Origin of the sequence: Bradyrhizobium liaoningense, from assembly GCF_018130785.1 — a bacterium.
In the GTDB taxonomy this organism is placed as follows: domain Bacteria; phylum Pseudomonadota; class Alphaproteobacteria; order Rhizobiales; family Xanthobacteraceae; genus Bradyrhizobium; species Bradyrhizobium liaoningense_A.
Genome location: NZ_JAFCJT010000025.1, coordinates 1 through 20,044, shown reverse-complemented (window position 1 = coordinate 20,044; position 20,044 = coordinate 1). Strand labels below are relative to the sequence as shown.

Sequence of the window (20,044 nt, the reverse complement as noted above, 5' to 3'; positions counted from 1 at the left end):
CCCTTGTATCCGCTCCTCGACATCTTCGGTTATCTGTCGGTCGTCCTGCGGGGCCTGATTCTCATCGCGCAGTCTTTCACGCTCGGCGGTCTGGCGTTCTGGATGTTGCTGTGGGCGCCGCTACGGCTGCAGCTCACGAGCGGCGGCCTGACGATCGAGCAGCAGTGCCGGGCAGTCCTCAGGATCACCGCGCTGGCATGGGCGCTCCTCACCATCGCCTCGCTGGCGCTCAATGCGGCCGCGCTGGTCGGGACGCTCCAGGTCGCGTGGAGCGAAGCGCTCGGTGCCGATTTCGGCCGGGCCGACCTCGTCATCGCAGCCTGCGCCTTCGGCATCGCTGTCCTTGCGAAGAATCCCGCGCAAGGCGTGCGTTCGATCGGCCTTGTCACATTTGCCGTGCTGGCTCTCGCGATGCAGACCCGGCTGACCCACGCGGCCAGCCGGCCGGACGTCCGCTGGCCGCTGCTGTTGTCCAATGCCGGCCACATGCTGGGCGCCAGTGTCTGGATCGGCGGACTGCCCTATTTCCTGATCGCGCTCAGCGGCTGCAAGGACGCGGGCGACTGGCGCCGCATCGCGCGGCGTTATTCGCTGATGTCGATGGCCGCGGTCGCCGCGATCCTCGCCGGCGGCCTGACGATGGCTGTGACCTATATCGGCTCGATCGAAGCAATCTACGGCACCGCCTATGGTGTCATGACGCTGGCGAAAGTCGGCCTGCTGCTGATGCTGCTGGCGCTCGGAGCAGGCAACTACTTCCTCGTTGAGCGGCTGCGGCGCGATCCCTCTACGCCGATCCTGCGGCTGAGACGCTTCGCCGAGGTCGAGATCGGGATCGGTCTCACCGTTCTGCTCGCCGCCGCGTCGCTAACCTCGCTGCCGCCGGGCGTCGATCTCGCGCAGGATCGCCTGAACTGGCACGAAATCGTCGAGCGCGCCACGCCGCAATGGCCGCCGCGCCTGACCAGCCCTGATTACGATAAGCTCACCGTCGCGCAGCTCCAGGCCAAAATCACCCTGGCGGACGCCGGGCGCGCGAATGCGCAAGCCGCCTACGTTCCCGGCGAGGGCACGATCCTGCCGCGCAATGCCGAAGACATCGCCTGGTCCGAGTACAACCACCATTGGGCCGGCATCTTCGTGGTGCTGATCGGACTGCTCGCGCTGATCGAGCATTTTCGCTGGGGGCGATGGGCGAAACACTGGCCGCTGCTATTTCTCGGCATGGCGGCTTTCCTGTTCTTTCGCGCCGACGAGCAGGCCTGGCCGCTCGGGCCGGCGGGCTTCTTCGAATCACTGCGCGATCCGGAAGTGGCGCAGCATCGCATCTTCGTGCTGCTGATCGCCGTGTTCGGCATTTTCGAGTGGCGCGTGCGCCTGCGCGGCGGCAAGGCCGGGCCGGCGGCGCTGGTATTCCCGCTGGCGACGGCGCTCGGCGGGGCGCTGCTGCTGACGCATTCCCACGCGATCGCCAACATCAAGGACCAGCTCCTCATCGAGATGAGTCACACGCCGCTGGCGCTGTGCGGCGTCACGGCAGGATGGGCGCGCTGGCTCGAATTGCGCATGGACGGCCGCGTCCGTCAGGCCGCGGCCTGGATCTGGCCCATCGCCTTCGTCCTGGTCGGGCTGATCTTGCTGGAATACCGCGAAGCCTGACGGCGCGCGGGCTCAGAGCGAGCTGCCGCCGCAGATGACGAGCTGCTGTCCGGTGATGGCCGCAGCCTCCGGCGAAAGCAGGAACGCCACTGCATGCGCGACTTCCTCCGGGCGAATGAACCGGCCGATCGGTGGAAGTTTTGGCACGACATTGGCGCGCGTCGGATCTTTCAGCATCGGCGTCTCGGTTGCCGCGGGCGCAACGACGTTGACCGTGACGCCGCGCGGCGCGAGCTCGATCGCCCACGACCGCGCGAGCGCCACCAGCGCCGCTTTGGTCGCGGCATACTGGCCGCGGCCGGCCGCGCCTGAGGCAGTGCGGCTGCCGATGAAGACGATGCGTCCTCCTTTCGGCAGGCGCGGCGCCAGTGCGTTGGCGAGACGCTCGGCGACATCGACATGCAGTCGCCACATCGCTGTGCCGTCGTCATGGTCGAGCGACCCGAGTTCGCCGACCTTGAGCATGCCGGCCGCGTGAACGAGTGCGGTTGGCGCGACGCCTGCGACGGCGTTCGCGATGCTTTCGACTTTCCCGAGGTCGAGCGAGAGCTGATCGAAGGCCGGATGGTCGAATGGCGCGGGACGGCGGCTGATGCCGGTGACGCGCCAGCCATCGCGCAGCAGGCGCTCGACAATCGCAGCGCCAACCCCTGAGCTGGCGCCCGTGACGAGCGCATGCGGCCTCTTGTCCATGGTCTCAGTCCCGGATGGCGCGGTTCACCCATGGCTCGGTCACGCGCACATATTTGATCGCGCGGCGATGGAAGGTGAAGGCCATGTGGATCGCCCCGTCGGCGGTCTCCTTGACCGAAGGGTAGGACAGCTCGCGATTGGTCTGGTCGCGTGAATTGTTGGTCATGCAATAGCCGTCACCGGTCTCGACGTTGCGCTTGCGCCACGACCGTCCGCCGTCGGCGGAGACGGCCAGCGTCATCGGCGCCCGCGGCGCGCCCCAGAACGCGGTGCGTCCGTCCGACTTGTTGCCGGCGCCGGCGAGCACGGGCGGAAGGTCGTCCTCGATCTCGTCATAGAGCGAGAGGCGGCGCCCGGTCGCATCCTTTGCGCTGGAGTCGTTGAAGACCAGCGCGAGATGACCGTTGCCGAGCCGCGTGACCTGGATCGAGGAGTTGTTGTTTGGCAGCACGCTCTGGACCGGCGCCGACCAGCTGCGGCCGTGATCGGCGGACCGGCTCTGATAGATATTGTCCGCCCAGCGGCTGCGGTAGAGGGCAATCAGCGAGCCGTCGTCGAGCCGCGCGATGCACATATGCACGCAGCCGCGGCTGCCGGGGACGTCGACGTCGCGCCATATCTTGCCGGCGTCGGACGAGATCTTCACCGCGCTGGTGTCCTCGTCGCCGTTCCATTTCCGGCCCGGCGTGCTGTGACAATAGAACACGGGCAGCAGCCAGTCGCCGTTGTCGAGCACGACGATCGGCTGCCGGATGAAGGTGCCGCGGCCGCGCTGCTCGGGAAACAGGGTTTCGATCGGGCCCCAGCTCTTGCCGTTGTCGCGGGAGAGGCGGCGGCGGATCAGGGCGGTGTCCTGGTTGCCGGCGAGCTGCGCCGTCCACATCAGCCACAGCGTGCCGTCGGGGGCGGGAAACAGCACCGGGTTCTGCTCCGAACGCGCCGTGTCGTCGGACAGCTTTTCGGCAGGAGACCATCGCGTCGCGCCGCGGGGTAGGCGCGAAAAATAGACCGAGATGTCGGACATGCCCTCCTGCGTGCCGCCGAACCAGACGCAGGCCAGATCGCCGTTCGCGAGCGGCATCAGATTGGCGGCGTGGTTCTGCACGCAAGGCGAGGGGATGAAGGCGTCGGACCGGTCGGGATCGCCGGCGGCCGGGCGAACGATGCCGTCGGCGGCGATCTCGATGTCGGTGACCACGATCTCGGTATCGATGATCATGTCGAAGTCCTTTCCATCACCGCATTTGGCTGCGGCGTTGCGGCGGCGGTCGGAGCGCGGCCCATCACCAGCCGCTCGACTGCCATCACCACCAGTGGCGTCGCGGCCGCGACATACATGTTGTCGATGCCGAAGGGGTTGCCGAGCATGTACCAGACCGTCGTCGAGATCGCGGCGCCGATCAGGCCCGCGGTGGCGCCGCGGTTGCTGGCAAACAGCGGCAGGTAGAATCCCATCATCGCGATGATGGTGATCGACAGGCGCAGCGCGCGCGTGAAGAACGACAGCTTGAGGATCTCCGGAATGAAGAAGACGAAGACCAGCGGCGCGATGCCGATCGCCACCGAAAACAGGCGGGTCATCTTCAGCTCCCGCTCCGGCGTCGGCTTCCAGTAGGGGACGTAGAAGTCGCGCACCACCAGCGAGGCGATCGCGAGCGCAACCGTGCAGACGCTGACGAAGATCGAGGCGACGAGCGAGGTCGTCACGAAAGCCGAGGCCAGCGGCGGCATCTTCTCCAAGAATACCGGCAGCGCGTAGAGGCTGTTCATGTCGGGGTAGAGGAACTTCGCCGCGACGCCGATCAGGGCGAGCAGGAATCCGAGCGGCAGGCAGAACGCTGCCGCATAGAAGGTGGCCTTGCGCGCGTCATCGGCGCTCGGCGTCGAGGAGATCGCCTGCACGATGAACTGGGTCGAGAAGATCGCGCCGACGGTACCGAAGGTCCAGGCGAAGATGGTCGCAAAGCCGATCTTGCCGTCCCAGCTGAAGTAATAGGCGGGCAGCTTGGCCTGGATCGGCGCGATGCCGCCGGTCAGCGACATCGCGACCGAGAATATGATGACGATGCCGACGACCTTGATGGCGCTGTGCAGGATCGTCACCCAGGCGACGCCCTTCAGTCCACCGAACACGTAGTAGAAGGTGCTGACCACGGCGATGATGCACATCGCAACGGGCATGCTGACATGCAGCGCGGTGGCGATCGCGGCCGCGCCGCTGACGTAGTTGCCGACGTTCACGAGCAGTAGCGCGTAGATCATAATCACCGACACCGTGAGCATGGTCGACTTGCCGTATTTCTGCGCGATCGCGGCCGAGATGGTGTATTCGCCGGAACTGTAGAGCTTCTTCACCATCAGGAGCCCGAACAGCAGGAAGCCGATCGAGGCGCCGAGCACGGCCCACCCCGCCGCCATGCCCGACTGGAACGCTTCCTGTGCGGTCCCGACCGTCGACTTGGCGCCGACGAATTCGGACATCATCAGCACGCCGACAACCACCGCCGGCATCGCGCGCGCGCCCGTCATGAACTGATCGCTGGTCCTGCTGCGCAGCTTGAGGGTGAGCCAGGACGTGAAGGCGATGTAGGCGACGATCATCGCGACGATGAGCGTGCTGTCGCCATTGAGGATGGCTTGCATCGATGACGTTTCCTCTGGTGGCGCGGATGCGGTGTTGTGAGCCCGCTTGGTCCCGCTACTATATTGTTCGGAATGCGAACAATTGTTCTCTAAATCCATTAAACCTGTCGGCACGGCGTGCGTCAAGCGCACGCGTCAGGGCGGCGCTGCGACGCGCCCGGTCGGGCAGTCATCGCCGCTGCATGTTCAAGGGGTTGCAGGCCAGAGAAAAAATGTCGGTGGGCTGTCCGGCGGGACGGTCAGCGTACGGCCGCGAGGCGCAGGGAATCCGAGGCCCTGCCGTTCCGGGGTCAGTTCGACTTCAGCGCCGCCTTGGCGACCTCGGCCATCCAGCTCGAGGCGACCGGAAAAATCGCGTCGTTGAAATCGTAGCGCGGGCCGTGCAGTTCGGCGCCGTCGCGCAATTCACCATTGCCGATCCAGGCGAAGGCGCCGGGGCACTGCTTGAGATAGAAGGCGAAATCCTCGCCGGCCATGCTCGGCGCGAGATCGCGTCGCACCTCGGTCTGCACCTTCTCCGCGGCGAGGCGCGCCAGGCCCGCCTCATCAGGTGTATTGACCACCACGCCGACGCCCATGACGATCTCGGGCGTGACCTTGACGCCGAAGGTCGTTGCAATGCCTGCGCAGATCTCTTTGATCCGCGCCAGGATGACGTCCTTCACCGCGTCGCGATGATACCGCAGCGTGCCGCCGATGGTGACGCGTCCTGCGATCTGGTTGCGCGCCGTGCCGCCTTCGAGCGTGCACAGCGAGAGCACGGCGGTGTCGAGCGGGTCGATGCTGCGCGACACGACCGATTGCAGCGCCACGATCAAATGTCCCGCCGCCATCACGGGATCGCGGGTCAGGTGCGGCATGCCGGCATGTCCGGCATGGCCGTCGATGGTGATGCTGACGCGTCCGCCGGAGGCCATCACGACGCCGTCATGGACCGCGATGGTGCCGGCAGCTAACCCCGGCCAGTTGTGGAAGCCGAAGACCCGCGTCATCGGAAAGCGGTCGAACAGGCCGTCGCCGACCATCGCGCGCGCGCCGCCAAGTCCTTCCTCGGCCGGCTGGAAGATGAAGTCGACGGTGCCGCTCCAACTCGTGTCGGCGACCAGCAGCGCGGCCGCACCAAGCAGCGAAGCGGTGTGCCCGTCATGGCCGCAGGCATGCATCACGCCGGGATTTGTCGAGGCGTAGGCAAGCCCGGTATCCTCGGTGATCGGAAGCGCGTCCATGTCGGCGCGCAGGCCGACGCGGCCCTGCGCGGATCCTCGCTTCAAGGTCGCAACGCCCCCGTGGCCGCCGATGCCTGCCTCGAAGGGAATGCCGAGCTCGGTGAGCTTTTCCTGCACGAAGGCAGCGGTCGCCTTTTCATGGAGGGACAGTTCCGGGTGGGCGTGCAAATGCCGGCGCCACGCGGTCAGTTTCTGGTGCAACTCGGGGGTCAAGATGGGTCTTTCGCAAGGAGGGCCGGCTGCAGCCACCATAGCCCATTATCGGCCCGCCGCATCAAGCGCCTTGGAATGCCTCGCGTGCAGCAATATCGTCATGGCCGGGCCAAGCTCGGGCATGACGCGCCGGTTCTACGGCGAGAGCTTCGCCAGCCCTTTCCAGTCGAAGCTGATGCCATGGCCCGGCCGGTCCGGCGCCAGCGCCTTGCCGTCCTCGAGCACCAGCGGGTGCTCGATATACTTGTCCAGGCCGAAACCATGCGCTTCCAGATACGAGCGATTCGGGCATGCCGCGAGCAGATGCACCGTGATGTCGTGCGCGCCGTGGCTGGTGACCGGGAGATTGAACGCCTCCGCCAGCCGCGCGATCTTCATGAACGCGCTCACGCCGCCGCAATTGGTGACGTCGGGCTCGGGATAGGACACCGCGCCTGCGACGATGTAGTTCTTGAACTCCCAAAGCGAGCGCAAATTCTCGCCGGCCGCGATCGGCACGCCGCCGGCCTGCATGATGCGGGCATGGCCCGCGACGTCGTCGGGGATGACAGGCTCCTCGAGCCAGGTGAGGTCGTAGGGGACGAAGGCGCGGGCGGCGCGGATCGCGTCCTCCACCGTCCATTTCATGTTGGCGTCCGCCATCAGCGGAAAGCCGTCGCCGAGATGCTGCCGCATCGCCGCGACGCGCGTGACGTCGGATTTGAGATCGGGCCGGCCGACCTTCATCTTGATGGCGCGAAAGCCCTTGGCGAGATTGCCGTCGGTCTGCTTCAGCAGCGCCTCGACGGAGAGATCGAGGTCGATGCCGCCGGCATAGCACGGCACGTGCGCATCGAAGCCGCCGAGCAGGCGGAACAGCGGCAACTTGGCGCGCCGCGCCTTCAGGTCCCATAACGCGATGTCGAGCGCGGACAGCGCCAGCACCGCCGGCCCGCCGCGGCCGCCATAGTGCAGGCCCCACCAGACGTGATGCCAGATCGCCTCGGTGTCGTCGGCCTCGCGTCCTTCGACCAGCGGCGGGATCTCGCGCTTGAGGATATCGGCGGTCGCCCCGCCATTGCGCCCCACCGTGTAGGTGTAGCCGACTCCCTCGGCGCCGTCGGCATCGCGGATGCGGCAGGTGATCAGCTCGAACGCCGCGATCTCGCCATGCGTGGAGTCCGACAGCGTGACGGGGAGGGGGATCCGGTAGAATCCGGTTTCGATCGTCGCGATGCGTGCCATGTTTCCTTCCTGCTTTTCCTTGCAGGCTAGGCCGGCAGACGCCGGCGGGCAACCGCGGGCGATGCAAGGCAGTTCTGTAGGATGGGTAGAGCGCAGCGAAACCCATCATCTGCGTGACCGCGGCGCTGGGTTTCGCTGCGCTCTACCCATCCTGAGGACGACTTCATACGAAGAAATGACGCAGTTCCGCCGCGACGCGAATCGGGTCGCCTTCGTTGTCTGCCGCGATGTGTCCGGCGCCCTTGAATTCAACGCGTGTCGCGTTCGGCAGGATCGCGGCGAGAGCATCGAGAGCGGTGGCGAGATAGCCTTGGCTTCGATCGCCGCCAAGCAGCAGCGCTTCCGTGCTCAAGCTCCTGAAGCGGTCAAGATCGCCGGCTTTCTCCGCAATCAACTCGATGTCGTAGTGGACCGTCGGGATGAGCGTGGCCAGAGGTGGCCCGTTGCCAACGGCCGCGTCGGGACGGAGCCGCATCATCATGGCGAAGAACGATTTAAGGACAGGCGCAGGGAGCCTTGTCATGATCTCGTTGTCGCCGGTGCCTTTGAGCACGGCAACAAGGGCGGCCGGCAGATCCCCCTTCGCCAGGGCCGCCTCATAGCCAGCGGCCCAGTAGCGCGGCTGGACCCCGCCGAATTCGATCGGAGGCTCGTAAAGCGCGAGGCGCGCGATCGCCGGATTGACGAGCGCGGTGTGCATGGCAACCAAGGCCCCGGCGCTCAATGCAAACACATTGCGTGCGCCCGTCTCGGCGAGAAGCCGGCCGAGATCATTGATCTCGGTCGCCATGCAGTGGTCGGGCCGGAACGGTCCGCTCAGACCACGACCCCGACGGTCCGGTATCAGGACAGTGAATCGATCGGCCAGCGCTGCGCCAAGGTCGGTAAAGCTCGCCGCACTCTGCAGCGCGCCATGGAGCAGCACCAGTCCGGGACCTGAGCCCAGTTGCCGATATCCAATGACGGTGCCGTCATTGGCGACAAATGATCTCTCCGAGCTCACGCAACGCGCCTCACCGCATCGTCGCGAGCTGCACGGCCAGCGCGCAGGCGCGGTCGTATTCGTCGAGATTGATCCACTCGTCGATCGTGTGCGCCTCGTTCTGGCCGGCGCCGAAGGTCACGGTGGGAACGCCGTGGCGGACCATCCAGTTGGCATCGAGGCCGCCATTGGCGGTGCGGACGTTCGGTGTGCCGCCGACCGCGGACACCGCCTCGACCGCGCGTTTGACGACGGGAAGATTGTCCTTCATGCGGAACGGAAAATAGTCGGTCTCGGCCTTGAACTTGACCTTGCCGGACTTGCCTTGCGCGTTCGTCACCTTCTTGGCGGCCTTCTCGAACGCGGCCTTGTAGGCCTTGGTGATCTCCTTGAAGAATTTGCCGTCGTGGCTGCGGCTTTCGCCGCGCACATGGACGTAGTCGGTGACGACGTTGGTGGCATCGCCCGCGGGGCGGCCTTCGCCACCGGTGACGGGGCCGACATTGCTGGTGCCTTGGCTCTTGCCCTTCACCACCTTGCCGAACCAGCCGCCGGCCTTCACCTCGGCGAGCGCGAGCGCCATGATCATGGTCGAGGAGATGCCGCGCTCCGGTGCAACGCCGGCATGCGAGGCGCGGCCGAAAATCTCGACGTTCCAGCGGTCCGCGCCGACGGCGCCGATGATGACGTTGGAGGCCGAGCCGCCGTCATAGTTGAAGGCCATCGCCGGCGAGCCGAGCTCGTCCAGCTTGACGTGGCGCGCGCCATAGAGCCCGCTCTCCTCGCGCACGCAGAACAAGAGCGTGATCGGGGGGTGATCGAGCTTCTGCTTGGCGAGCTCGGCGGCAAGCGTCACCAGCACGCCGCAGCCGCAGCGATTGTCGCCGCCGAGCGCGGTCTTGGCCTCGTTGACGATCTTGCGGCCGGATTTCTTCGGCTTGGCGCCGGCGCAGAGCGGCACGGTGTCCATGTGGGTCATGAACATGATGCGCGGCTGGTTGTGCAGCGCGCCGCGGCCGGGCAGGTCGACGATGAGGTTGCCGGTCTCGGTCGGCACGGGAATGCGGGTGTTGGCGTCGTCGAGCCGGATCGCCTTGGCCGGCACGCCGCTCTCCTTCAGCGCGGCGGTGAGCTCACGCCCGATCGCCGCCTCCTGTCCGGTGACGCCCTCGACGGCGAGGAAGCGCATGAGGCGATCGGTGGCGGCTTTGGTGTCGACAGGCATGAACGTCATTCCCTTGCTGCGATGTGCGCCTCAGCATCCCCTGCGGCGTGCCGTTGTGCAAGGGCCTCAGACGCTGCGCGTGTATGCGAGGAAGACGAGAGCGCCCGACAGAAGCGCCGCCGCCATGAACAGCAGCACCGCCGGCAACCCCGCGACCGCCGCGACCGCGCCTGTCATCGACTGCATCAAGGCGGCTCCGAGGAAGAAGGCGAGATTGATCGCCGCGAGCGCCTTGCCCGCGGTTTGCGCATCGACCAACTGCCGCGACATGCCGAACAGCAGCGGCTGGGCGGAGGTCGCAAGGCCGATGAGCACGAACAGCACGAGATCATATTGCGGCGGCATCACGGGCACCCCGAACAGGATCGAGACCGCATAATGCGGCGCCCCCAGCGCCATCAGCGCCAGCAGCAGCGCCCCGACCATATGCGTGCCCGCCACCAGCTCGCGGCGGCGACTGAGCCTGCGGTCGATCATGCCGATGCACAGGGGACCTGCGATCATCGCCAGCGTGAATGCGCCGAGCTGGTTGCCGGCCTCGACCCGCGTCAGTCCCTTGATCTCCATCAGCCACGGGCCGCCCCACAGGCCGCGCAGCACCAGCGAGGTCGCAAGCGACACCAGCGCCAGCGCGATCAGGCCGCGCAAGGGCCGCGAGAGTCCGAGCCGCAGCACCTCGATCATCTGCGACAGCGGCGAGGACTCGTCCTTGTGCTCGGCCGGCTGTTTCGGCACCAGCAGGAACACGGCGAGCGCGACCAGCACGCCGCCCAGCGCCGAAATCCAGAACCCGGCGCGCCAGCCGTAAGTCTCGACCACGAAGGCGAGCGGGCTCGACGACAGCAGCATGCCGATATTGCCGATCGACAGGATCGCGCCCGACCACAGCCCGAATCGCGCCGCCGACAATTGCTTGGCCGCCAGTGTCATCGGGCACATCAGCATGCCTGACGTCGCGACACCGAGCATCACCTGTCCCACCGCAAAACTCTCGGGCCCCGTCGCGAATCCCGACGCGATGGCGCCGATCACCGTTCCCATAAGCAGGCTCAGCGACACCGGCCGAACGCCGAAGCGATCCATCGCTGCACCGACCGGGATCTGCGCGGCGGCAAAGGCAAAGGGATAGACCGAGGTGAGGCTCGCCAGAGCCTGCGGCTCCATGTGGAAATCCGCGGCCATCAGATCGAGGCTGACGGCGGGAATGGTGCGCAGCAAGGTCGAGAGCATGTGCCCGCAGGCGAGCGCAAGCAGCGCAAAGATCAGCGCGCGGGTGCCATCTCCCGCTTCTTCCGTAGCAACCGCACTCATCAGCATCCCGTCCCGGCAAGGGTTATGGCCGGGTTACACGATTGGCGGGACGGTGCCAATGGGGGAGGGCCGATCCGCTGCGCGATGCCTTGGGTCTTCCGGAGCCCCGCTGATCGAGCCAGGCCCCGCGTCGATGCCGCTGAAATTGCGATTCGTCGTTACGTCGTCAGTTGATGACGAACGCTGTTCAATTCCTGCATTCCGATTTATCGAAGCAAAGGTTCGATTGCTCGAGTCTGGAAAAGTCCTCTGTTGCAATGAAAACGAGAAGCCCGAGCAGAACCATTGCCGCGATGTTGGAACGCATGCTGGGGCGGTTCTCGATAGCGGGGCGACGGTGTTCGAACTTCGAGAGGTCGAGCATGCGCAAGATGTTGTCGGACCGTGCACCATCAACCGGATCTCTGCCGTCTCCTGATCGCGCTCGAAACGGTACGACATTTCCCCGGTGGTTCGATTGATCAGCCTTCATCTCGCGCCTCGTCCGCATCAAGCAGCGCTTGCTGAATTGCAATGATAAGGCCTGACTTAGGGCGAGTGGTCCTGAAATTCGCGATCTTCGGCGCAATTCAGCGTGATGCCGCGGCGATCTCTCACGTCTCTCCACTTCGTTTCTGCTTGTTTCTGCCTGTCCTTCGTTGGACGGCTTTGATTGAACGACTGCGTTTTGCAGCGAGCGAACATGAAAATTTGTACAGATTTTCGCACGCGATCGTCATTTTGACGCTGGGATTTTGTCCGCGATACTTCCAAACCGAGGCGACGGTTTCACCTGCAATCAGTCGGCTTATCTGAAGGCAGGTACAAACAGTTAGAGGGCCATCAATTTGTCAACGCGACCGAAGCTCAGCGTTGCGCTGTTTGGAATCCTTGCAATAGCCGCGGTGGCCTATGGCGTATGGTATGAGCTCCTCGGGGGCGTCAAGCCAGCGGCAGCGGCCGCCCAAAGCGCTGCCAGTCAGGCCGCGGCGAAAATTCCAGTCACCTCGTTCGTGGTGAAGAAGGCTGACTTTCCCGTGCGCGCCTACGGTCTGGGAGTCGTCTCGCCGTTCAAGACGGTCACGGTCAAGAGCCGTGTTGACGGTCAGATCACCAAGGTGTTCTTCAAACAGGGGCAGATGGTGAAGGAGGGCGATCCGCTTCTGGAGATCGATCAACGCCCCTTTACCGCAGCTCTCGAGCAGGCGGTGGCGAAGAAAGCCCAGGACGAGGCCAATCTGAGGAACGACCGGTTGAACCTGGAGCGCTTTCAGAAGCTCGCGAAGCAGCAATTCGAGACCCAGCAAAATCTCGATAGCCAGCAGGCCCTGGTCGATCAGATGACAGCGCAGGTGAAGGGCGACCAGGCCGCCATCGACAATGCGCAGACCAATCTCGGTTACACCTCAATCAAGGCGCCGATCAGCGGACGAACGGGTTTCCGGCTGGTTGACCCCGGCAACATCGTGCATGCCGCTGATACGACCGGGATCGTCACCATCGCCCAGCTGCAGCCGATTGCCGTGCAGTTCACGGAGCCGGAAGAGCAATTGCAGGCCATCGACAAGGCCTTTTCCGCCGGCGAGGTGCCCGTCGAGGCGCTGACCTCGGACGGAACCAGGACGCTGTCGCAAGGCAGGCTCGTGGTCATGGACAATTCGGTCAACCAGGCCACCGGGACCATCAGCCTGAAAGCGCGCTTCGACAACAAGGACAACGCGCTCTGGCCCGGCCTGTCGGTCACCACGCGGATGCTGATCGATACGCGCAAGGACGTCATCGTCGTGCCGCAGGATGGCGTGCAGCACGGGCCGGCGGGTCTGTTCGCCTACGTGATCGGCGGCAATGGCAAGGTCAGCGCCAGGCCGATCAAGGTCAGCGAGAGCGGCGACGCCAATGCCGTGGTCTCCGAAGGCCTGAACGTCGGAGACAGGATCGTGGTCGCCGGACAGTCGCGCCTGTTCGATGGCGCGCTGGTCGAGGAAGCGCCTGCCGCCGCTTCGATTGCGCCGCCGACAAATGCAAGCGCCGAGGTCTCTCAGGCCAGGAGCGGAACCACGAGCGGAACCAAGACCGGATCGGCGGACTGACATGGCTGGCGGTATCTCGGCTCCCTTCATTCGCCTTCCCATCGCGACGTCGCTGCTGATGGTCGGCATCGTCTTCGTCGGGATCATCGCCTATCCGCAATTGCCGGTGGCGCCGCTGCCGGAGGTGGACTTCCCCACCATCCAGGTCTCGGCCAACCTTCCCGGCGCGGATCCGGAGACGATGGCGTCATCGGTGGCGCAGCCGCTCGAATCGCAATTTGCGCTGATTCCCGGCGTCTCGGAGATGACGTCGCAGAGCCAGACCAGCTCGACCCAGATCGTCCTGCAGTTCGATCTCTCGCGCAACATCGACGGTGCCGGCTCCGACGTGCTCGCCGCCATCAATGCGGCGAGCGGGCAATTGCCCAAGAACATGCCGACCCCGCCGACCTACAGAAAGGTCAATCCGGCCGACTCGCCCATTCTCACGCTCGGTGCCACCTCGACGACGCTGCCGATGACGCAGGTGTCCGACGAGACCTACACCAAGCTCGCGCAGGCGATCAGCCATATCAGCGGCGTCGGCCAGGTCAGCGTCGGTGGACAGCAGGCGCCGTCGATCCGTGTCCAGATCGATCCCGCCAAGCTGGTCGCCAAGGGCCTGTCGCTGGAGGACGTGCGGACCCCGCTGTCGGTGATCACCGTCAACAATCCCAAGGGAACCCTCAACGGAGACACGCGCACCTACACCGTCTATGCCAACGACCAGTTCACCAAGGCCGAGGCCTGGAACGACATCGTCATCGCCTATCGGAACGGCAGTCCCGTCCGTGTCGGCGACATCGGCCATGCCGTGAGTGCACCGCTGGACAATACCCAATACGGCTGGGTTGACGGCAAGCCCGGCGTGTTCCTGGTCATCTTCAAGCAGCCGGGCGCCAACGTCATCGACACCGTCGACAGCGTCATGAAGCAGCTGCCGCATCTGCAGGCGGGCATCTCGCCGGCCATCAAGGTCTCGGTGCTGTCGGACCGTACGCAGACGATCCGCGCGGCGGTGAAGGACGTGCAGTTCACGCTGCTGCTGACGATCGGCCTCGTCGTGATGGTGATCTTCGTCTTCCTGCGCAGCGTCTGGGCCACCATCATCCCGTCGATCACGGTTCCGCTGGCGCTGCTGGGCGCCTGCGCGCTGATGTGGATAGCCGGCTACAGCCTCGACAATCTGTCTCTGATGGCCCTCACCATCGCGGTCGGCTTCGTGGTCGACGATGCCATCGTGATGCTGGAGAACATCACCCGCTATATCGAGGAGGGCGAGACGCCGATGGCCGCCGCGCTCAAGGGCGCCAGCGAAATCGGGTTCACGATCATCTCGATCTCGATTTCGCTGATCGCTGTGCTGATCCCGCTGCTGCTCATGAGCGGCATCATCGGCCGCCTGTTCCGCGAATTTTCGGTGACGCTCGCGATGACGATCGCCGTGTCGGCCCTGGTATCGCTGACATTGACGCCGATGATGGCGTCGCGCTTCCTCAAATCGCACGACGAAGAACATCACGGCAGGCTCTACATGCTCAGCGAGCGGTTGTTCCAGGGCCTCGTGAACGGCTACGCGCGCGGCCTCGACCTCGTGCTGCGCTTCCGCTTCGCCACCTTGATGGTGTTCTTCGCGACGATCGCGCTGACGGTCTATCTGTTCGTGATCATCCCGAAGGGGTTCTTTCCGCAACAGGATACCGGGCTGATCACCGGTATCGTCGAAACATCGCAAGACGTGTCGATCGCCGATATGGCGAAGCACATGCAGGAGATCGGCGCGATCGTGCTGAAGGACCCTGCGATCGACCACATGGCGATGCGGATGGGCGGAAGCGGCAATACGCTCAACGACGGCACGATGTACATTACGTTGAAGCCGCGGGATGAACGCACCGACTCGGCCGACCAGGTCATCCGTCGCCTGCAGGCCCAGACGGCGAAGGTTCAGGGGGCACGTCTCTATCTCCAGTCGGCGCAGGACGTCCGTGTCGGCGGCCGGGCGTCGCGGACGCAATTCCAGTTCACCCTGCAGTCGACCGATATGGACCAGCTCAACACATGGGCCCCGAAGCTGCTGGCCAGAATGAAGGAGATGCCCGAACTGCGCGACGTCGCGTCCGACCAGCAGACGTCGGGCACGACGCTGACGCTGTCGATCGATCGCAATCAGGCCGCGCGTTTCGGGATCACGCCCGACGTGATCGACGCGACCCTGTATGACGCATTCGGGCAGCGGGAGATCGCGACATATTTCACCCAATTGTCGACCTACTATGTCGTCCTCGAGGTGCTGCCTTCGCTGCAGAAGAATCCGTCCACGCTAGAGCAGATCTACCTCCGCTCCCCGACGACGGGAGGCGAGGTGCCACTGTCGGCGTTCACCAAGTGGACCACGGCTCCGGTCCGGCCTCTGGCCATCAACCATCAGGGCCAGTTTCCGGCGGTGACGATCTCCTTCAACCTCGCGCCCAACGTCGCGCTCGGCCAGGCAACGCAGGCGATCGACGCGGTACAAAAGCAGATGAACGTGCCGGCCGCCATCACCTCGACTTTCGCAGGCACAGCGAAGGCATTCCAGGAGTCGCTCTCCTCCGTGCCCTTGTTGATCGTGGCGGCGCTGATCGTGGTCTATCTCATTCTCGGCATACTCTACGAGAGCTACATTCACCCTCTGACGATCCTGTCGACCTTGCCGTCCGCCGGCGTCGGGGCGCTGGCAACGCTCCTCATCTTCCACTTCGACTTCAGCCTGATCGGGCTGATCGGGCTGGTCCTGCTGATCGGCATCGTCAAGAAGAACGGCATCATGCTGGTCGACTTTGCGATCGTGGCGGAGCGGGATCAGGGCTTGTCGCCGGTCGAGGCCATTCGCCGGGCCTGCCTGCTGCGCTTCCGCCCGATCCTGATGACCACGATGGCGGCGGTGCTCGGCGGCGTGCCGCTGATGCTCGGCCACGGCACCGGCTCGGAACTGCGTCAGCCGCTCGGCTACGCCATGGTCGGCGGTCTCCTGGTCAGCCAGGTTCTGACGCTCTTCACCACGCCGGTTGTCTATCTTTATCTGGACCGTGTCTCGCAATGGTTCAGTCCGAAACCACACGCAGCAAGCGATCCTCAGGAAGAGGACGTTGTCGACGACGGCGATCTGGACGTCTTCAAAAAGCCGGACCGGAAGAAATCAAGGGTCTTTGCGGCAGAGTGACTTTTGACATCCGCGCCGCCGACGGCGAGCGCGGCGCCGCGATGGACGCAAAGGACATCGGCACGCGCAGGGCCCGTCTGACTGTCTCCCTGCTTCACGCCACCGCCTGGGCAATGAAGTTGCGGACGATCTTCGAGGTTTCGCCACGCCGGAACGCCAGAGCCAAGCGCACGATTGGAGCGTCCCCTTTGACCTCACGATAGGTGACGCCGGTGACATGAAGCTGGCGCATTGACGCCGGCACGAGCGAAAAGCCAAGCTCGGCTGCCACCAGGCTGACGACAGAGCTGATCTGCGGCGCGGACTGCCCGAGGGTCGGCTCGAAGCCCGCCCGCCGACAGGCCGCGATGACTGTGTCAACCCAGGCCGATCCGGGCGGCGTCAGAATGAGCGGATCGCCCTTCAGCCTGATAAGATCGATTTCAGTCGACTTCGCCACCGGATGGCTTGCGGGCAATACAACGAGCATCGGCTCGTTGGAGAGACGCCGAAACTGCAGATCGTCCTCGCCCTCATCGGGGCGCAGGAACACCGCATCGAGCTCTCCTTCCCGAAGGCCCGCAACGAGGCGGGATGTGCTTGCTTCCTCCAGCGTCAAATCCACATCGGGATAGGCTCGCCGAAACGATCGGATCGTAGAGGTGACAACGGGATTGAATGGTGCCGAGTTGGTAAAGCCCACCCGTAGCGAACCGATTTGACCCCGCGCAGCCCTCTGCGCGGCGCGAATGGAGCGCTCCGCCTGCACAGGAATGACCCGCACGTTCTCCAGAAAAGCGCGCCCTGCCTCGGTCAGTTCAGCTCCCTGCGGAATGCGATGGAAGAGCGCAGCCCCGACTTCGGCCTCAAGATCCTTGATCTGTTGACTCAGCGGCGGCTGCCCGATTCCAACGCGCGCAGCGGCGCGTGTGAAGTTTTTCTCCTCGGCAACCGCGAGGAAATAGCGGATGTGGCGCAGTTCCATGTCAGTGCCAAAAGCTATCGAGATCGTTCTTTCTATATATTTGACTGCGCGATTATCGAAATCAAATATCTCCTATCGGGGGCGCCGATTGACTTGGACGATCGAAATTGGACCAGAATCTGAACGTCAGTCTGAAAGACAAGTCCATCCCCGAGCCGGCGATTGGGAACATGGAACCCCGTCTCCCGGTTGCTGCACCTTCGCTTTCCGCGACACCCGAACTCGATCAATCGCGCGTTTTTTCGCACCGCCGCCGCGCCTTGCTGTTCCTCCTCGCCGTTGCAGCAACTGTCTTGGCCTGGTGGATATCGGGCTATCTGTTCGCCTACACGGACGACGCATACGTCACGTCCGATGTGGTGTCGATCACGCCGGAAGTTACGGGTCCGATCGCGGCGGTTCTTGTGAAAGACAACGAATGGGTGAAGCGGGGAACGCTCCTCTTTACCATCGATCCGGTTCCGTTCAGATTGGCCGTAGAGCAAGCGCGCGCGGAGGAGGCGCGAACTGAGGCTCAGTTGCCGGTCGACCGGGCGCAGTTGCAGGTTCTGCAGGCGCAGAAGGAAGCTGCGGGTGCTGCCGAGAGGCTCGCCGCGGCAAACCTGCGCCGTGACACGCCGCTTGCCCAGTCCGGTACGATCTCCGCGCAGGCCCTCGACACGACTCGTACCACCGAGGAGCAAGGCGCAGCCCAGCAACATGCCGCCGAAGCCGCCTTGCAGAAGGAGAACGAGACTCTCAGCCTGGATAAGGCTGCCGTCTCATCGGCCCACGCTGCCCGTCTTCTCGCCGAATGGCGCTTGGGCCGCACCAAAGTCGTGGCGCCCGTTGATGGTTTCGTGACGCATCTTGCCGTTCAAACTGGCGACATGGTTTCCACGAGCCAGGCAGCGGTTGCGATCGTCGATGGAAACGCCTGGCGCGTCGTTGCCAATTACAAGGAATATTATCTACGACACCTCCATCCTGGCGGCCTCGCCTGGATCTGGCTCGACAGCCATCCCTGGCACCTTTATCGCGCGCGCATCCAAGGTCTGGCGCACGGCATTAGTCGCCAGCAAGGAAGCGAGACACTAGTCCCTTACGTATCTCCAACGGTGAACTGGATTCGCCTGCAACGACGGGTTCCAGTTCGATTCACGCTGCTCGAATCTCCTGGGAGCGACCAACTCTTCATGGGCGTCGACGCCCGCGTCCTGGTCATCTACTGATTGGGAGAATCTTGACGATGCCGCTCCTGATATCGGCCCTGCGACCCATACCGCAAGCCCTGGTGCGTGAGCTCAAATCGCTCGAGCTTCGCGGCCCGCGCGCCAGAGACGCAGCAAAGCTCGTGATCTCGGTGCTGGTCGCTGTCGCGGCGGCAGCCATTCTCAACCTCGATGATCTCTCCTGGGCAGCGTTCAGCGGCTACATGGTGATACGTGGCCGCCTCGCCGAGACATTCCAGCGGGGGCTAATGCGAATCGTGGGCACTGCGGGCGGGGCGCTGCTGGGACTCCTGCTCGCGCCCGGCGCGGCAGACGACCCTCTGCTGTTGATCGTTTTCCTCTTCCTTGTGTCCTGGATCGGCACCTTTCAATCGCTGGCGACCAACTACAGCTACGCATGGCTGTTCTTCGGCCTTACGGCCGGGATGGTGACCACCGAGGCGCTCGCCTCACCAGACTCTGTCGTGCATTTCGCCGCCACGCGTGTGGCGGAGATTACGGTCGGAACGTGCGCATGCCTTGTTGTCGCAAGCCTGTTCCCGGATACGTCGAGCCGCAGGGAACAACATGCCTACGACATGCTCTGGTGTGGACGCCTGCGTGATGTGTTGAATGAGAGCTGGCTACGAGAGAACTGGCCGCTGCTCGAGCATTGTACGCGAGCAGCTTTGGCCGTCGCCTTGCTTCCCCTCATCTGGCGGTGGTTCGGCATTGAGGACTTCGCACAAACTACGGTCACATCGTACGTCATCATGATCGTCCCATCGGCCGCGCTGGGGAACCGCCGATACGCTACGATCTACGAGAGGATAGCCCACAGGGCGGTCGGATGCCTGCTTGGTAGCGCGGCCGCTCTTGTCTCTATTGGCCTGTTCGGTACAGGATTGCCGGTAACCGCGCTCACGCTCGCGGCCGGCGTCTGGGTCGGCTACCAAATCCAGACAGGGCGGGAGATCAACTATCTCGGAACGCAGTTCACGCTTGGGCTTCTCATCACCCTTGTTCAGGGACCAGCTCCGATCACAGATATTACCCCTGGGCTAGAGCGTTTGGTTGGCATCGCGATCGGCTCCGCCATGCTGTGTCTGACGACCGCCGCCTGGCCCTTGGATCAAGACCGGTAGCATCTCCGACGGAGGCTAACCGCCGTCTTCCCAATGTCGACCGACCAGTCTTCGTATGTCCCCTCAAGCGGCCGGACATCGCGAATGCGATCGTCGGGCCGAACCGTGCTTCAGGTCTCAGCGTGTGAGCCGACGGAGGTAAACCCGACACACCCCGCGCTTGCTCTTGATCGCTGCTTTTGACCGATTTTGTTGCAAAAGTCGGCTGTAACCGACGGATGTCTTTCGGCCATTCGGTCAGGCCGACCGGCTTTGATCCGCCGCCCCTAACGCTCTCAACGCAACTCCTACGCTACGCAATGCGCAAAGCATGAGC

At 64.3% G+C, this 20,044-nt stretch carries 15 protein-coding genes; 6 read left to right on the top strand and 9 right to left on the bottom strand.

The genetic code is table 11. From position 1 onward, the window contains the following. Positions 1 to 3 precede the first annotated feature (3 nt). Positions 4 to 1,659, top strand: coding sequence for a copper resistance D family protein (locus tag JQ627_RS32330; protein ID WP_212488411.1), 1,656 nt, complete (start codon positions 4 to 6; stop codon positions 1,657 to 1,659). A 12-nt stretch (positions 1,660 to 1,671) separates the two neighbouring features. On the opposite strand, the gene JQ627_RS32325 is transcribed toward JQ627_RS32330, so the two are convergent. The 8 genes from JQ627_RS32325 to JQ627_RS32290 all read right to left on the bottom strand — a co-directional run bounded on the left by JQ627_RS32325 (position 1,672) and on the right by JQ627_RS32290 (position 11,176). Next, complete coding sequence (locus JQ627_RS32325) at positions 1,672 to 2,352, bottom strand: SDR family NAD(P)-dependent oxidoreductase (protein ID WP_212488410.1); 681 nt, start codon at positions 2,350 to 2,352, stop codon at positions 1,672 to 1,674. Between the two features lie 4 nt (positions 2,353 to 2,356). Then, complete coding sequence (locus tag JQ627_RS32320) at positions 2,357 to 3,571, bottom strand: exo-alpha-sialidase (RefSeq protein WP_212488409.1); 1,215 nt, start codon at positions 3,569 to 3,571, stop codon at positions 2,357 to 2,359. Further along, the gene (locus tag JQ627_RS32315) at positions 3,568 to 4,995 is read right to left on the bottom strand and encodes a sodium:solute symporter family protein (RefSeq protein WP_212488408.1); all 1,428 of its coding nucleotides are present in this window, start codon (positions 4,993 to 4,995) and stop codon (positions 3,568 to 3,570) included. The genes JQ627_RS32320 and JQ627_RS32315 overlap by 4 nt, the downstream gene beginning before the upstream one ends. A gap of 290 nt (positions 4,996 to 5,285) precedes the next feature. Continuing rightward, positions 5,286 to 6,434: an amidohydrolase gene (locus JQ627_RS32310; RefSeq protein WP_212488407.1), complete on the bottom strand. Its 1,149-nt coding sequence runs from the start codon at positions 6,432 to 6,434 to the stop codon at positions 5,286 to 5,288. Positions 6,435 to 6,569: 135 nt separating this feature from the next. Then, positions 6,570 to 7,658 carry a mandelate racemase/muconate lactonizing enzyme family protein gene (locus JQ627_RS32305; RefSeq protein ID WP_212488406.1) on the bottom strand — a complete coding sequence of 363 codons (1,089 nt, stop codon included), beginning with the start codon at positions 7,656 to 7,658 and terminating at the stop codon, positions 6,570 to 6,572. 163 nt (positions 7,659 to 7,821) lie between these two features. Further along, positions 7,822 to 8,661 (bottom strand): alpha/beta fold hydrolase, encoded by an 840-nt coding sequence (locus JQ627_RS32300; RefSeq protein WP_212488405.1) that lies wholly within the window; start codon positions 8,659 to 8,661, stop codon positions 7,822 to 7,824. A 10-nt stretch (positions 8,662 to 8,671) separates the two neighbouring features. After that, positions 8,672 to 9,865: a M20/M25/M40 family metallo-hydrolase gene (locus JQ627_RS32295; RefSeq protein ID WP_212488404.1), complete on the bottom strand. Its 1,194-nt coding sequence runs from the start codon at positions 9,863 to 9,865 to the stop codon at positions 8,672 to 8,674. 66 nt (positions 9,866 to 9,931) lie between these two features. Beyond that, on the bottom strand, positions 9,932 to 11,176 hold the full coding sequence (locus JQ627_RS32290; RefSeq protein ID WP_212488403.1) for an MFS transporter: 1,245 nt from the start codon (positions 11,174 to 11,176) through the stop codon (positions 9,932 to 9,934). Positions 11,177 to 11,309: 133 nt separating this feature from the next. Between JQ627_RS32290 and JQ627_RS32285 the strand changes: the two genes are divergently transcribed. From JQ627_RS32285 to JQ627_RS32275, 3 genes are all read left to right on the top strand, one after another. Further along, positions 11,310 to 11,594, top strand: a complete 285-nt coding sequence (locus tag JQ627_RS32285; protein ID WP_212488402.1) for a hypothetical protein — start codon at positions 11,310 to 11,312, stop codon at positions 11,592 to 11,594. 409 nt (positions 11,595 to 12,003) lie between these two features. After that, positions 12,004 to 13,245, top strand: a complete 1,242-nt coding sequence (locus JQ627_RS32280; protein WP_212488401.1) for an efflux RND transporter periplasmic adaptor subunit — start codon at positions 12,004 to 12,006, stop codon at positions 13,243 to 13,245. 1 nt (position 13,246) lies between these two features. Beyond that, complete coding sequence (locus tag JQ627_RS32275; protein ID WP_212488400.1) at positions 13,247 to 16,429, top strand: efflux RND transporter permease subunit; 3,183 nt, start codon at positions 13,247 to 13,249, stop codon at positions 16,427 to 16,429. A gap of 94 nt (positions 16,430 to 16,523) precedes the next feature. Here JQ627_RS32275 and JQ627_RS32270 read toward each other — a convergent pair whose 3' ends face one another. Continuing rightward, entirely contained in the window at positions 16,524 to 17,393 is an 870-nt protein-coding gene (locus JQ627_RS32270; RefSeq protein WP_212488399.1) for a LysR family transcriptional regulator, read from the bottom strand. Between the two features lie 107 nt (positions 17,394 to 17,500). On the opposite strand from JQ627_RS32270, the gene JQ627_RS32265 reads away from it, so the two are divergent. Both JQ627_RS32265 and JQ627_RS32260 read left to right on the top strand, forming a co-directional pair. Next, positions 17,501 to 18,604: an HlyD family secretion protein gene (locus JQ627_RS32265; RefSeq protein ID WP_212488398.1), complete on the top strand. Its 1,104-nt coding sequence runs from the start codon at positions 17,501 to 17,503 to the stop codon at positions 18,602 to 18,604. A gap of 17 nt (positions 18,605 to 18,621) precedes the next feature. Beyond that, entirely contained in the window at positions 18,622 to 19,728 is a 1,107-nt protein-coding gene (locus JQ627_RS32260) for an FUSC family protein (protein WP_249143583.1), read from the top strand. Positions 19,729 to 20,044: the final 316 nt, after the last annotated feature.

Bases quoted from the DNA above. Each gene is read 5' to 3' on its own strand.
- JQ627_RS32275 (WP_212488400.1), top strand. From the start codon at position 13,247: ATGGCTGGCGGTATCTCGGCTCCCTTCATTCGCCTTCCCATCGCGACG.
- JQ627_RS32260 (WP_249143583.1), top strand. From the start codon at position 18,622: ATGCCGCTCCTGATATCGGCCCTGCGACCCATACCGCAAGCCCTGGTG.
- JQ627_RS32270 (WP_212488399.1), bottom strand. From the start codon at position 17,393: ATGGAACTGCGCCACATCCGCTATTTCCTCGCGGTTGCCGAGGAGAAA.
- JQ627_RS32315 (WP_212488408.1), bottom strand. From the start codon at position 4,995: ATGCAAGCCATCCTCAATGGCGACAGCACGCTCATCGTCGCGATGATC.
- JQ627_RS32305 (WP_212488406.1), bottom strand. From the start codon at position 7,658: ATGGCACGCATCGCGACGATCGAAACCGGATTCTACCGGATCCCCCTC.
- JQ627_RS32290 (WP_212488403.1), bottom strand. From the start codon at position 11,176: ATGAGTGCGGTTGCTACGGAAGAAGCGGGAGATGGCACCCGCGCGCTG.
- JQ627_RS32325 (WP_212488410.1), bottom strand. From the start codon at position 2,352: ATGGACAAGAGGCCGCATGCGCTCGTCACGGGCGCCAGCTCAGGGGTT.
- JQ627_RS32295 (WP_212488404.1), bottom strand. From the start codon at position 9,865: ATGCCTGTCGACACCAAAGCCGCCACCGATCGCCTCATGCGCTTCCTC.
- JQ627_RS32320 (WP_212488409.1), bottom strand. From the start codon at position 3,571: ATGATCATCGATACCGAGATCGTGGTCACCGACATCGAGATCGCCGCC.
- JQ627_RS32285 (WP_212488402.1), top strand. From the start codon at position 11,310: ATGCCGCTGAAATTGCGATTCGTCGTTACGTCGTCAGTTGATGACGAA.